Here is a 13,996-nt window from a genome sequence, read left to right on the forward strand (position 1 = left end):
GGTAGAAGAATACAACACATTTGCTCCCCATTCTGCCTTAAATATGAAAACACCAAATGAATATTATAACTTTAAAATCGCAGCGTAACTAGTCCAACTTTTAATCGGAAAGAGCATATTTGAAATATGCTTTTGGTGAAATTGTGCTTGTTGTCATTGGGATATTAATTGCTTTGAGCATTAATAATTGGAATGAAAATAGAAAAACAGAAGAAAAAAGGAAAATTCATTATCGTCAGCTTCTTGTAGATTTAAAAACTGATAAGGATTATTGTAAAAATAGAATTGGCAATTTCGAAGCCATTTTGAAAAAATATGCAGATTATGAAAATGAATTTCAAAAAGGAGCATTAAATCTAGAGACCAGTTTAGAAAAAATAAGTGAGCTTCAGATAGGAGGAATACATTTATTCTTTAAAACAAATACAATCAAGACACTTATTAGTACTGGAGATATCAGTTTATTTCCGCAAAACATCAATAATAGCCTAACAACTTATTTAGATTTTCGAAACGAATTGATTAGTGCCAATAATACAAACGCCAATACAATGGTTGACATGATTGGGCAAATTACTTTATTAGGATATTCTTATGTTCGCAAGAGAACTGAAAGCCAACCAGAACTATCTGAAGAATTGAATATTCGAGCTAATATTCCTAAGATTTTTCTTCAACTTGAAGCCTATCATAGTTGGAAAGCGACCACACTAAAAACTTCGATAAAAAACATGAATGACTTAATTATAAATGCTGATTCAACAATAACTTTAATTAATAATGAACTAAAAAAATAACGAAAATACTAAGGCACCTATACGCAAACATAGATTTCATCTCTCGTACGACAGTTTTGTGGTTTATCAAACATCTGTTCTTCGTATGAACAGTTCACCTAATAATCCCCTGCCTGACCAATAGCTGAGGCACGTATAGCCAATGGTAGGACGCCCGTCCAGCATAGAAACACAAGATTTGGATCTCGGATAAAAAATTGACAAAAACCAACTAACTAATTTAAACGCGTGCCTTATAATGCTTCGCCATTGTTTGCAGGCTATTTTTTCGGAAAGGGGATAAAACCTCTATATCCAATTAGTTTTGCGAATCCACCTACTACTTTTGCCATAATCTTTTGAGCAGCTATTGGTGGTCCAACCACAAACAACTCGCCATAATATTCGTTCAAAATTGCAAAAAACTGCAACGTGCCCGGTAATCCGGTTTTCTTATTGCATTTGCCTTGTACGTCTAAGGCGTATAACGTTTCTAGAAAATCCTCTGTTCTTAGTGCTGGTCTAAATTCAAAAATGGCTACTACCTCTTCACTACCCTCATTCGCCCATTTATGAGCAGAATTTGCATTGGCAGTAAATTTTTCCCCCTTCTTCAAAATTCTCTTTTCTCCATCACAGGTTACACTCAATTCACCACTCACGACTTCGAAACTCTCGCTTTGGACCGGGTGATAATGTAAGGGTGGTCCTTCTCCACCTGGCCTACACCAAAATTTAAATTTCATTAATTCACCTTTTGAGTCTTCTGATGTAATTAAGAATTGACACTTATCACCAAAGGTTTTGTTTTCAATTACCTGATTTGTCTTTGCCATGATTCGCTTTTTAAGTTTAAAAATTAGGTCAGTGACCCAAAGTTAATACTTTGTTTTAAAAAATAGTACAACGACCTAATTATTTTTTATCTTTACATTCATTATGAGCAATAGAAGAGCAGATATATTGGAAACAGCCCTCGAATTATTTAATGAAAAGGGTATTGATGGTGTTACCACACGGGATATAGCAAAAAAAATAAAAATCAGTTTGGGAAATCTCACTTACTATTTCCCTGCCAAAAGTGATATGGTATATGCATTAGTGGAAGAATGGGGAAAGGCGGTTGACGAGGCACTTACCGACCATACAGATACAAATATGAATGCTTTGACCGATTATTTTTACCAGGTTAAAATTGTTTTCGAAACTCAACTAAAATATAAATGTATTCTGCAAAAACGCTATGGCGAAATAATTAACTCATTTCCGGATACGCAGAAATATTTGAGTGATTTTTTAAAAATCCGATTTGATTCGTGGGAGCAACTTAACAAACAACTGGTAAATGAAGAATTGGCAAGAAAGGAATTGGTTATAGAATCACATGCTCTAAGTGCCATGTTAAATATTCTTGCCATATTCTGGCAACAAGAATTTTTAATTTACTTCCCTGAGCTAACTGACAAGCAAAAGGTAGAAAAAGCACTGGCTATATTTTTTCAAGCATACAAGCCATATCTTACAAAGAAAGGACTTGACGAGTTGACACCATTACTAAAAGAGTTGAAGCATTACTGACAAAATGAATAAGAAAATTAACCTTGACAAAAGAACCTCTCGCTATAACACGGGTTTGGCAAAAAAGTGGGTTCAGAGGTTAATTGAGCATTCTACCTCGTATCAAAGTTCGTGCTTGGTTAACAGTGAAGTGCTTCAAAATCCGCTTCTTCGTCAATCGCCAAAACGTTAGTCAGAATTTGTCTTAAAAGAAAAATAATGGAATATTGAAACTATGAAACATCTTTTACTTCTACTATTGGTAGTTTTTGTGACTGGTTGTCAAAATGAGAACAGAAAAAATGTCCAGGAAAAAATATTTATTGAGTTAGGTGGCGAAGAACAATATGTGGAAATGACCGGTGCGTCTGAAGACTTACCTGTTTTGTTATTTCTTCATGGGGGACCAGGCTGGCCTCAGACTCCACATCTGAGGTATTTTAATGCTGATTTGACTGACGAAATGATTTTAGTTTCCTGGGATCAGGCGGGTAGCGGGCAATCTTTTATCCATAATCCCAACCCAAAAAACTTAAGCCCTGAAAGTTTGGTCAATGATGCACATGAGTTGACACAGTATCTAAAAAAGAAATTCAATAAGGAAAAAATATTTCTTGTGGGTTTTTCTTATGGTAGTGTCATTGGAATGAAATTAGCCGAAAAATACCCTGATGATTATTACGCCTATATTGGTGTCTCTCAGGTGATAAGTGTACCAGAAAGCTGGGACGTTTCTATGCAATGGTTAAAAGAGCAAGCCCAACAAAAGAATGATACAACAGCATTAAGGCGGTTGGATTTAATCGAAAAGAAGGACAGCACTGTTTGTGCTACCATTTTGAATTGTTTTATGAGCAAGTACGAACTTGTTGTAAAATACGGGGGAACAGTTTACGATACAGCTATTGCGAAAGAAATTGAGAAAGCGGAAACTATGTATGAGGATTACAAAGACTATGACAGGTTTGAAGCATTTAATTACACCTCGGCTCGAATGGATGGTGTTGCTTTCACCACTGACATTTCAAATATCACAGAATTAAAGATACCTGTTTATTTCCTTGGTGGTCGTCATGACTGGAACTTACCCAGTGTAGTAGCAGAAAACCATATAAACAAAATGACAGCTCCTGAAAAAAAATTCATTTGGTTTGAAAAATCAGGACATGAAGTACCGGATGAAGAGGCTGGAAAATTTAATCAAACCATCATTGAAATCGTGAAAGAAAAAAGCCGCTAGTCGAGTAGACGGCCTCGCCAACCATTAAGTTAGCGAGGTGCCCCTCTCACACCACTGTCGATAGCTATCGGCATATGGGTCATCCCGATAATAATCAGGACAGGCTGTATACGGCGGATATAGTAAACATGATTTAGAAAATCTTTACAGACAAAACCGGATGAATTCTTTTATTTCAATTGAATGTCCCACCAATCAATTTGAAAAAAATAATGAGTTAAGGAGAAGTTATCTTGTCGGGAATTTAAGCCGTGAAACAATCACATTAAGAGGATCGAATGATGGGAAAACCGGTGGCACGTATAAATTAAACTCTAATGAGTTTATTGATTCCAGACCTGAACATGCTGGACTTGGGGGTGATTACACCATTGTTGCAGAACAATTGGATACCAATGGTAATTGCGTGAAAAAATTTCTGGCAGTAAATAAGGGCTACCTATTAATTGATTAACAGGAATAATAAGCCAAAAAAGTAAACCAACAGGATTGACAATAATTCCCAGCTGCCTTCGCCAAAACTGAAAATGCTTACTTTTAATTGGCTTGAATTCTAGAAAGTAAATCTTAATTCAAACCTGCATTCAGATCGAGTTACCACCCAAGTTTAGGATTGTCTTACCAATCAGATTAACATATCTTTCGCTAATGAACATTGTGTTTGTAGTCAACAACAAAAATGAGCGATTGGCTAAAGAGATCCCAAAGCTGAGACAATACTGTCAAGATAAGGATCTAGGCAGTGTGCAATTCATCCCTACTATATGGAAAAAACATGCAATTGAAATCGCCAAAGAAGTCACTGAAAACGGCTGCAACTATTTAATTGCTGTTGGAGGTGATGGGACTTTGCATGAGGTCATCAATGGCGTCTTTCAAAGTAGCCTACCTGCTACTGAATACCCAGTAATCGGGCTTCTCCCTTACGGTTCGGCCAATGATTTTGCCAGGACAGCAGGCCTATCAAATTCGATCGAAGAACTGATCGGGTTAATTCAATCGAAAAGCACCCAACAAATAGATCTCGGAAAAATAGTAATCCATCAAAGCCAGGAAACTCGGTATTTTATCAATATCACAGGAATTGGGCTTGGTGCTTTAGTCATCCAGAAACTTGAAAAATCTACCAGTACGTTGAGCCCCAGCCTCAAATACTTTAAGTATATCCTAAAAGGCTTTCTTGACTATACTAAGAAGGAAGTGAACTGCACTAGCAGCCACTGGCAATGGAAGGGAAAGCTCCTTCAAATGGTGATAGCTAATGGACGTTACTTCGGAAATGCACTTTGCACCACTCCTGACGCCAAACTCACCGATGGACAGTTTCAGGTAGCCATCTTTGGGAATTTGAGCTTATGGTATTACCTAAAGAACTTAGTTAAATTGAAAACAGGAGTAAAAATCAAGCATCCACAAGTGAGCTACCATCAAACCAAAGAAATATTGATTGAAAGCATGGACGCCTGTGGGATTGAAGCTGATGGAGAATATCTAGGCCTTGCCCCAGCCACTTTAAGTGTACTTCCAAAAGCAATCAGTTTTTTAATGCATCCCGAGGCCAACTAGTGAATTGACTCACAGGTTAATTTTTCTCCACCAAATCTCGAAATACTACTCCATTTCATTCGCTTGTAAAAAGCCAGAAGCTGACATGGAAATGAGACCTTAGTTAGATGATTTAAAAAAAATAGGGCTATAAATAACCTAAAACCTTTAAACCTAAAAGATGCTAGCTATCAAATAATAGCTAAGTAAAGCTCATTAAACTATTTTCACCACATGATTATCATTATTGGAGCAGGACTTTCAGGTCTACTGACAGCATACCGATTAAAAAAAGCAGGAATTCCATTCAAAATTCTAGAGGCGAGAGATCGAATCGGAGGAAGGATAAATACGGTAAATGGAACCGATGATACGCCTGTGGAAATGGGTGCAACTTGGTTTGGTGATCAACATAAGCACCTAAAGGCATTACTGGAAGAGTTAGGGATTGAATACTTCGAGCAGTACATGGATCGCATTGTTTATTATCAGGCCTCCCCTACTTCCCCGACAGAATTGGTACAGATCCCACGCCAAGCTCCCAGTTATCGGATTTCTGACGGCACATCGAACCTTATTAATACCTTATACCAGAAACTGGATGAAAGTGACATCATCCTGAATCAATCCGTCAAGGAAATTAAATTCCTTGGAGATTCGATTCAGGTGATTACCGACAAGGTGTATGTAGGCAGCCAAGTGGTATTGGCGATTCCACCGAAATTATGGGCGAAAAGAATACAATTCGAGCCCAATCTCCCAGCCGATTTGATGCAAATAGCTGAGCAAACACATACCTGGATGGAAGACTCCATTAAAATTGCATTGACCTATAAAAGCCCTTTTTGGCTAGCTGAAGGTCGATCTGGCACTTTATTTAGCAATGCTGGCCCAATTACAGAATTCTACGACCACTGTAATCATCAAAGGTCGAAATATGCACTTTGTGGGTTCATCAACTCATCCTATAAGGAACTTCGTGATAGAGAGCGACGCGCTTTGGTTATTGCTCAATTAAAAGACGTTTTTGGAGCGAAAGCAGAAGTTTTTATGGATTATCTAGAATGTGTCTGGAGTAGGGAAGAAAACACTTTTGAAGCAGCCGAAATCCCTCATTACCCCCATCAAAATAATGGTAATCAGATTTTTAGACAATCATACTTTGGGGATAAATTAGTATTTTCCAGTTCAGAGTCAGCTTCTGAATCCCCCGGATACATGGATGGTGCAGTATGTTCGGCGAATTACATCGCCAAAAAGCTAATTGCTTTGAATGGCTTGAAATCGCTTTAATTGCCCTCAAAACCCAAACACCCTAGCCAGTTACGAATTAGTAAATGAGATGCTTCCAGATTTTGACAATCACATTGTCCAAAACTTCATTTACCCCAACAAAACATTGAAACCGATTGATTATGAGAAGTTTTTCACTGAACATTACTACATTTCATGGATAAGAGCTAATAAAAAAAAAGCAAGAAGTGATTAATATGGAATCTGAATTGATCAAGGAAACCGAGAAAGTTCTGAAATCAATGAATGCTGAATTGAACCAGTCAAATTGATAACTTACGGATCTTTCTAAAGAAAAAAGTGAATGACTCAACCCAAACGACTTAAAATAGGAGAAGGAATTATCAGTGGCTATTTATCTATTTTTTTAGCCATCCTATGTTTTGGAGGTACTGTTTGCGCTTATTTCCCTGAATACTTGACCACAAGCGACTTTCGGGAATTGTATAAGCCTGACTACGTTAAATGGGCTTTCTTAATCATTCTTACCCTCTCCTTCGGCTTCGCCTTATCCAGTTTCATTTTAAGCAAAAAAACTAAGCATGGCTTTTTTGCAACCTTACTTATCGCTGCTTCAATTTTTTTAGCAAATGGACTTCCCGAATTCCAAATCCAGGAAATTGATTCTAAATCATTCACTCTTGGAATGGATTGGCTTATTCTTGACTTATTGATTTCTGCACTAATATTCATCCCAATGGAATTGTTTTTGCCAAAAAGGTTAGAGCAAACAAAATTTCATGAGGAATGGAGAACTGATTTAGTCTATTTTATAATCAGCCATTTGCTGATCCAAGTCATCGGAGTTCTCGTCCAACTACCCGCAGTTAAATTATTTTCTAATATTGGCTTGACAGGATTACAAGAATGGGTTCAAGGAATTTGGTTTGTCCCGCAATTATTTCTTGCATTAGTAGTGTCAGACTTATTTCAGTGGATTTCACATTACTTCTTCCATAAAATCCCTTTTTTATGGCGCTTTCACTCGGTTCACCATTCCATAAAAGACATCGACTGGCTGGCTGGATCCAGAATCCATTTCGTCGATTTGATTTTGGTTCGAGCATTTTCTTTTTTACCTATTTATGTGCTTGGTTTTAGCCAATCTGTTTTTATCGCATACGTCGTTATTGTTTCCATTCAGGCAGTCCTTGCACACGCTAACACCCGAATTAATTTTGGTTTTCTTCGATATGTATTCGTCACACCACAATACCACCATTGGCATCATGCGGATGACCCAAAAGCATACAATAAGAATTTTGCCATTCATTTCCCATTTATTGACATGTTGTTTGGAACCTATTACCCTATTGGAAAGAGTTGGCCTAAAAGCACTGGACTTGGAGATGTGAAATTCCCAAAAGGATTTACCCGTCAATTTATTTTCCCTTTTTTCAAAGACCCTACTAAAAACAATAGCATTGAAGATCCCAGCGATCGCTAATTGATGAAGAAACTAAGCTCATGATGTGAATTTTAAAGTTAAATTGTTGACAAAGATTCACTATCCGATTCCCGGCCATAACTGTTGAGCTTTAAGTCCTCTAACCCTTAGCTATGAAAGTACTTTTCTTTTTTACCCTAATAGTTTTTCCGTTTAACTCCATTTTTGGGCAATCGATCCAGAAAAACAGAGTGATTATATTAACTGATATTGAGGCTGACCCAGATGATACCCAATCTTTGGTTAGGTTACTGTTGTACTCAAATCAAATCGACATCGAGGGAATTATAGCAACCACTTCCTGTTGGATGACTTCGAGTATTCACCCTGAATCTATTGAAAAAGTGATCACAGCTTATGGGAAAGTTCAACCAAACTTATTAAAACACGAATCTGGATTTCCCGAATCCAAAGCACTAGCTACTCTTATAAAAAGAGGCTTGCCTACATATGGAATGGCGGGTGTTGGCGAAGGAATGGATTCTGAAGGTTCGGATTGGATAATAAAGTCTCTGGAGGAAGATGATGATCGCCCTTTGTGGATTTCTACTTGGGGTGGCGTCAATACACTTGCTCAGGCCTTATACAAAATTGATAAAACCAAAAGCAGCTCGGAGGCAAAACGACTAATCTCAAAGCTTCGTGTTTACACCATTTCTGACCAAGATGATAGTGGGATCTGGATTAGGAACACTTTCCCTGATTTATTCTATATCGTAAGTCCCGGAGATGATTATGGCAGTGCTACTTGGACTGGAATCAATGGCGTCATCAGAGGGATTGATAATTCAAGTATCAGCAATTCATGGATCGCAAGTCATATCCAACAAAATCATGGCCCTCTAGGCGCAGAATATCCGGATGTGGCTTGGGGAGTAGAAGGTGATACGCCCGCTTTTTTATCGCTAATTCTAAATGGATTAAATAATGCCGAGCATCCCGAATGGGGTGGTTGGGGTGGTCGATACGAATTATCAAAGCCTGATTTCACCAAAACAAAAAAAGGAAATTCAATCGTACCTATAGCTCCAGAAACCAGAGCGATATGGACAAATACGAGTGATAATTATACTCCTTACCTTCTTAATGAATATGGCAGATCAGTGAAAAAGGACACTAGTTCATTTTTCAATGACAAGGTTACGCTATGGCGCTGGAGAGATGATTTCCAAAATGATTTTGCCGCCCGAATGGATTGGGGATTGATGTCTTTTGAGGAAGCCAATCACCCTCCGGTTCCAGTCTTAAGTCATCCGGACCAACTTACTGTCAAATCAGGAGCGAATTTCACCCTTGATGCTTTTGAAACTACCGATCCAGATGGAGATAGCTTTAGCTTCTTATGGTTTAATTATCCCGAAGCTGGTACCTATAAAAAGTTGATCCCGGTAAATGGCGCTGAAAATGTACACATGGTTTACTTCACAGCTCCTGAGGTAACAAAAGAAGAAACTGCTCATTTTATCCTTAAAGTGACAGACAGAGGAGAACCTCAATTATCACGATACAAGCGAGTAATCGTGACTATCTCTCCGGAATGATTAATTGTGATCAGGATTAATATCCTAGAATAAATAATTTATTCCAATCTACCTTTTAGCTACCAATCCATGAATAAACTTCATCTTTTCCACTACTCCTTGGCTGATCACAAAAGGGTAAACATCCGGTACGCCCATTGCCCGATTGATGCTATTAACAGCAAATGATAGCGGAACGCAAGTTTCTACAATCGTCTGAAAATCAGACTCAGTATATGGATCAAAACTCACATTTGCCTCCATTCCTTTCAAGGTCTCTGAAGGGTCAACTTTTACCCCAAAAAAGTGCGCAGTCTCTACCATATCCATGACGTGCAGGTAATGCGCCCAAGTCTCAGCCCAGTCTTCCCAAGCATGTGAGGTGGCATATTTACTGATAAAGGAGTTTTGCCAGTCCTCAGGAGCTCCTTTTTTGTAATAAGCTTTAAGCGATTCTCCATAAGAGACTCGCTCATCCCCAAAAACTGCTCTAAATTGAGCTAAAACATCAAGATCCGTGTAGACCAATCGATCCCAGAAATAATGTCCTACCTCGTGTCTCAAGTGACCAATTAAAGTACGATAAGGCTCCAAAAGCTGCATACGCATTTGCTCTCGGAGGACAGAGTCCGCTTCGCGGAGGAGAATGGTAATCACGCCATTTGCATGCCCGGTCATCAATTGGGAATTGGCATGGCGAGATACAAAATCAAAACAAAGTCCATTGACATCTTTCAATTTACTGGGAAGGGGTAAACCGATCTTTTGCAATTGATAAATTAGGCGGTGTTTCGCCACTTCAAGATTTTTCCATTTTGGGAAATTCTGCTCATCTGAAAGATTAGGAATCGTACGATTGAGCTGGCAGGCAGTGCAAAAGTTGGATGAGGATTCGACCGGGATCAACCAATTGCAAACATCGTGTTGATGATTTTTACAAAACTTATATTCAAGCTGTTCTCGGTCCGAAATCAATCGATCTGAATCTGCGTCAAAAGTAAGCATCTGTCGATCTGAATCGCGGTAACCAGATTTGTGTCCACAATTTCCACAGGAATAGCTTTCAAAAAACAGGGGGTGATGACAGTATCCGCATTGGAAAATCTTCATAAGATTGGAATAGGGCGTAAAGATGGAGGATTTTAAAGGGAAAGAGTAAAATTCTAAAGAATAGAATTTTTTCATTCAGTATTAAAACATCCGAAAATCAAGAATGCTTAGGAATTATATCCCTAATAATCCTACCTACCAACTGCCTGAAAAAATATGTTACGGCCTATTTTAAATTCATAATTTAATCGCCAATTTTCATAAGACCTAGCTCTTATCTGAACCTCACTTTGGGCTTTTAAAATCACCGCAATGCGTAACCTATTCGCCGCCATTCTTTTCTTATTCTGCCTTCCCTCTTTTGCCCAAAACAATGCTATAGACAGCTTGCAAACTCTATTGCAAAGCGCAAAAGGCAAAGAAAAAATTCAAATCTTAGTTGACCTTTGTTGGGAATATCGATTCTCAAATGCCGACAGTGCTAGAAAATATGGACTTGAAGCACTCGAGCTGGCCCGGAATGGGAAACTGAGAGAACTAGAAGGAGATGCCTTGCACAATCTAGGAATCACACATGAAGCCCAAGGAAATTATCAAGAGGCTTTAAAATATGAACTTCCAGCTTTAGAAATTCGAAAGGATCTAGGTAACGACTTGAAAACAGCAAACACCTTAAATAATCTAGGTATCATTCATGATGAATTAGGTAACCAGAAAAAAGCTTTGGAAAACTATTTTGAAGCACGAAAAATCTATGAACATCTAGGTGATAAATCCAAAATTGCAATGGTGATTAGCAACATTGGAATAGTGCTCAAGGCTCAGCGGGAATATGTTAAAGTTATTGGTTACTACCACGAATCGTTGAGTTTGTACAAGGAATTAAAAAATGAATTTGGTATTGCGGCATGTCATGCCAATCTGGGCTCGGTCTATTATTATACACAATCATACGATAGTGCATTATACTATGCGCTGATGAGCACTGATGAATTCAGAGCACAAAATGTAATGCAGTTTCTGCCTACCACCTTAAGTAGTGCTGCGCAAGCCTATCTTAAACTGGGCAAGACCCAAGAAGCAAATGCATGTTTGACCGAAGCAATCAAACTCAATGAAGAATTCGATAATAAATTTGACCTATCAGAAGTACTCCTAATTTTAGCATCTGTTCATCGGACTGAAAACAACTTAAAGGAAGCCAAAAAATCCGCTTTACGCGGATTGGTGATAGCAGAATCTATTCAGGCTAAGAAATTGGTGATGGATGCTCATTTCGAACTTTCTTTCATTGAGGAGCAGAGTGGAAATTTTTATGGCTCATTACAAGAATTAAAACTATACAACCAGCAAAAGGACTCGCTATTTGAGCAGGAAAAAACTAGACAAATGGCAGAATTGGAAACTCAATATGAAACTGAAAAAAAAGAGAAAGAAATTACCTTTCAGAGATTTAAACTAAGTGAACAAGCTCTAATTCTTGAGAGAAATCAAGCAATGATAGTTGGAATGATTGTTTTATTCATTTCGCTTTTAGTTGTATTCTTTTTTGTACGAAGCCAAGGGAAATTAAAAGAACAAAAATCAAAAGCCCTACAACAGCAAGCCTTTGATAAAGAGCTCACCCGATCAGTAATAGCACTTCAGGAGAGAGAGCGATCGCGTTTTTCCCAAGATCTTCATGATGGCTTCGGTTCTTTAATTACAGCGCTCAAGTTGAGCCTTGAAAATCCGAATACAGAAAAAACAAAAACTGAATCCCTTTTTAACCAAATCTACGATGAGATAAGAAATGTATCCTTTGCATTATGGCCACAAGTACTTAATCGTGATGGAATAATCCAAGCCTTACAAGAGCTTGGCGAAAGACTAAGCAAATCTGGAAAAATAAAAATAGAGGTAATCACAACCGGAATTATTGATTTAGGAGAGTTAGAAATAATGGTCTATCGAATCTGTCAAGAATGGCTTACAAATATTCTCAAGCATGGCAGCGCTTCAAAAGTCACCATTCAATTGATTTCATATCCTGATGAATTGATCTTGATGATCGAAGATAATGGCGATGGATTTGATCTAGCAATGTTAGAAATTGGAAAAGGAAATGGTTGGAAAAACATTCAATCACGCGCTCAAATTTTGAAAGCAAGACTCGATATTGATACGCAAGCTTCTAGAAAAGGAACCACTCTTACACTTACCTTAACCAATTCGATGGAAAAAATCAGTCGTGAAGTTGCTTGATTAAAGTTGATTCTGATATATAATCACTTTTAGCGTAAAAAAATCACCAAACAATTTAATAAACTCTATCACTAGAAATTATCCATTAATGTCTCCAATTCGAATTGTTCTACTGGATGATCATCATATAGTCCTAGAAGGATTAAGATTTCTCCTTGATCAGGATCCCTCATTTGTTGTTTTAGCCTCTTTTACTGAACCGGAAAAGGTAATTTCTTTTCTTGAAATACAGCAACCAGACATCTTATTGACCGATTATTCCCTTCCGGGGATGAATGGATTAGAATTGATTCAAAAAGTAAAAACTAGTTATCCATCTGTAAAATGTGTCCTGCTCAGTATGCATGATGAACCCGCTGTGGTCCGTGATGCGATAAAGAGCAAAATCAATGGATTCCTTTTTAAAAATATTTCGAAAGGTGACTTAAAAAGCGCTCTTCAAAAAATCCATTCCGGATTGGTTTATATAAGTCCAGAGATTTCAACACAATTAATAAATGTCCGTCAGAATCAAATACATAATTCGCTCACTGAAAGAGAAATGGATGTCTTGGAGCTGATCGTCAAAGAACTTCCCAATAAGCAGATTGCTGACAAACTACAGTTAAGCGAACGAACGGTAGAAACCCACAGAAAAAATATTTTTCGGAAGACTTCAACAACCAATCTCGTGGGCTTGATGAAGTACGTCTTTGAAAACAAATTGATGAGCTAGCATCCGTACCAGTACGCAATAAACTTGCGGAAAAACGGCATTGCTAGGCTTGGTATGGGGCCATAGTTTTACAGAACTATGGAAATACGAAAAATTTTAATAGCTCTAGCAATCCCTTCCCTATTCCTATCCGCATCTGCATGTGATCTAATAGACGAATTGAAGGATGAAAATGACATCGACAAAGAAGTAGCGAGAATCACTAATGAGTGGACGGTGGACAGCGTACGCGTAATCGAATATGGTTTCGTGCCAGGTCCGGGATTGACCAATGAACATCAAAATCCGATTGTTAGCGATAAGCTATTGCCTATTGTGAAAATGAAATTTATAAGGGATCCTAATTCAATCGCTTACGTGGGTAAAGTAATCGAAACTAGCTCAGAGAATGGTGTGCAAACGACAAAAGAATATCGATGGAGGTACGATCAGCCTTATATAATATTACTCTATCCATCGCCATTCAGCCCAAATGACACAGAGGTCATTTATAATATAGAGGAGATTTCTGATAAGAACTTTTATTTCTCTCGCATTGAAAACCTAGTCTCAAATACAAATGGAGGCAAATATGGTTCGCTGAAACGTTCCTGGAAAATGCGGAAGTAA

At 37.9% G+C, this 13,996-nt stretch carries 13 protein-coding genes; 11 read left to right on the forward strand and 2 right to left on the reverse strand.

The window, feature by feature from the left end:
- The first annotated feature begins 119 nt into the window (after nucleotides 1–119).
- Nucleotides 120–797 carry a DUF6090 family protein gene (locus P8O16_RS04820; RefSeq protein ID WP_300311435.1) on the forward strand — a complete coding sequence of 226 codons (678 nt, stop codon included), beginning with the start codon at nucleotides 120–122 and terminating at the stop codon, nucleotides 795–797.
- Between the two features lie 260 nt (nucleotides 798–1,057).
- Here P8O16_RS04820 and P8O16_RS04825 read toward each other — a convergent pair whose 3' ends face one another.
- Entirely contained in the window at nucleotides 1,058–1,612 is a 555-nt protein-coding gene (locus P8O16_RS04825; RefSeq protein WP_300311437.1) for a cupin domain-containing protein, read from the reverse strand.
- A 103-nt stretch (nucleotides 1,613–1,715) separates the two neighbouring features.
- Here P8O16_RS04825 and P8O16_RS04830 point away from each other — a divergent pair, with 103 nt between their 5' ends.
- The 7 genes from P8O16_RS04830 (at nucleotide 1,716) to P8O16_RS04860 (ending at nucleotide 9,399) form a co-directional block, all read left to right on the forward strand.
- The gene (locus P8O16_RS04830; RefSeq protein WP_300311439.1) at nucleotides 1,716–2,354 is read left to right on the forward strand and encodes a TetR/AcrR family transcriptional regulator; all 639 of its coding nucleotides are present in this window, start codon (nucleotides 1,716–1,718) and stop codon (nucleotides 2,352–2,354) included.
- Between the two features lie 214 nt (nucleotides 2,355–2,568).
- On the forward strand, nucleotides 2,569–3,573 hold the full coding sequence (locus P8O16_RS04835) for an alpha/beta hydrolase (protein ID WP_300311441.1): 1,005 nt from the start codon (nucleotides 2,569–2,571) through the stop codon (nucleotides 3,571–3,573).
- A gap of 160 nt (nucleotides 3,574–3,733) precedes the next feature.
- Entirely contained in the window at nucleotides 3,734–4,027 is a 294-nt protein-coding gene (locus tag P8O16_RS04840) for a hypothetical protein (protein WP_300311443.1), read from the forward strand.
- A gap of 194 nt (nucleotides 4,028–4,221) precedes the next feature.
- Nucleotides 4,222–5,139: a diacylglycerol kinase family protein gene (locus P8O16_RS04845; protein WP_300311445.1), complete on the forward strand. Its 918-nt coding sequence runs from the start codon at nucleotides 4,222–4,224 to the stop codon at nucleotides 5,137–5,139.
- A 213-nt stretch (nucleotides 5,140–5,352) separates the two neighbouring features.
- Nucleotides 5,353–6,411, forward strand: coding sequence for an FAD-dependent oxidoreductase (locus P8O16_RS04850; protein ID WP_300311447.1), 1,059 nt, complete (start codon nucleotides 5,353–5,355; stop codon nucleotides 6,409–6,411).
- Nucleotides 6,412–6,715: 304 nt separating this feature from the next.
- Entirely contained in the window at nucleotides 6,716–7,858 is a 1,143-nt protein-coding gene (locus tag P8O16_RS04855; RefSeq protein WP_300311449.1) for a sterol desaturase family protein, read from the forward strand.
- 113 nt (nucleotides 7,859–7,971) lie between these two features.
- Nucleotides 7,972–9,399 (forward strand): DUF1593 domain-containing protein, encoded by a 1,428-nt coding sequence (locus P8O16_RS04860; protein WP_300311451.1) that lies wholly within the window; start codon nucleotides 7,972–7,974, stop codon nucleotides 9,397–9,399.
- Between the two features lie 48 nt (nucleotides 9,400–9,447).
- Here P8O16_RS04860 and P8O16_RS04865 read toward each other — a convergent pair whose 3' ends face one another.
- On the reverse strand, nucleotides 9,448–10,488 hold the full coding sequence (locus P8O16_RS04865) for a putative zinc-binding peptidase (RefSeq protein WP_300311453.1): 1,041 nt from the start codon (nucleotides 10,486–10,488) through the stop codon (nucleotides 9,448–9,450).
- Between the two features lie 252 nt (nucleotides 10,489–10,740).
- Between P8O16_RS04865 and P8O16_RS04870 the strand changes: the two genes are divergently transcribed.
- From P8O16_RS04870 to P8O16_RS04880, 3 genes are all read left to right on the forward strand, one after another.
- The gene (locus tag P8O16_RS04870) at nucleotides 10,741–12,672 is read left to right on the forward strand and encodes a tetratricopeptide repeat protein (RefSeq protein WP_300311455.1); all 1,932 of its coding nucleotides are present in this window, start codon (nucleotides 10,741–10,743) and stop codon (nucleotides 12,670–12,672) included.
- Between the two features lie 88 nt (nucleotides 12,673–12,760).
- Nucleotides 12,761–13,387, forward strand: a complete 627-nt coding sequence (locus P8O16_RS04875) for a response regulator transcription factor (protein WP_300311457.1) — start codon at nucleotides 12,761–12,763, stop codon at nucleotides 13,385–13,387.
- A gap of 78 nt (nucleotides 13,388–13,465) precedes the next feature.
- Nucleotides 13,466–13,996 (forward strand): hypothetical protein, encoded by a 531-nt coding sequence (locus P8O16_RS04880; RefSeq protein ID WP_300311459.1) that lies wholly within the window; start codon nucleotides 13,466–13,468, stop codon nucleotides 13,994–13,996.

The sequence above is a fragment of the Algoriphagus sp. genome (assembly GCF_029254265.1).
GTDB lineage: Bacteria > Bacteroidota > Bacteroidia > Cytophagales > Cyclobacteriaceae > Algoriphagus.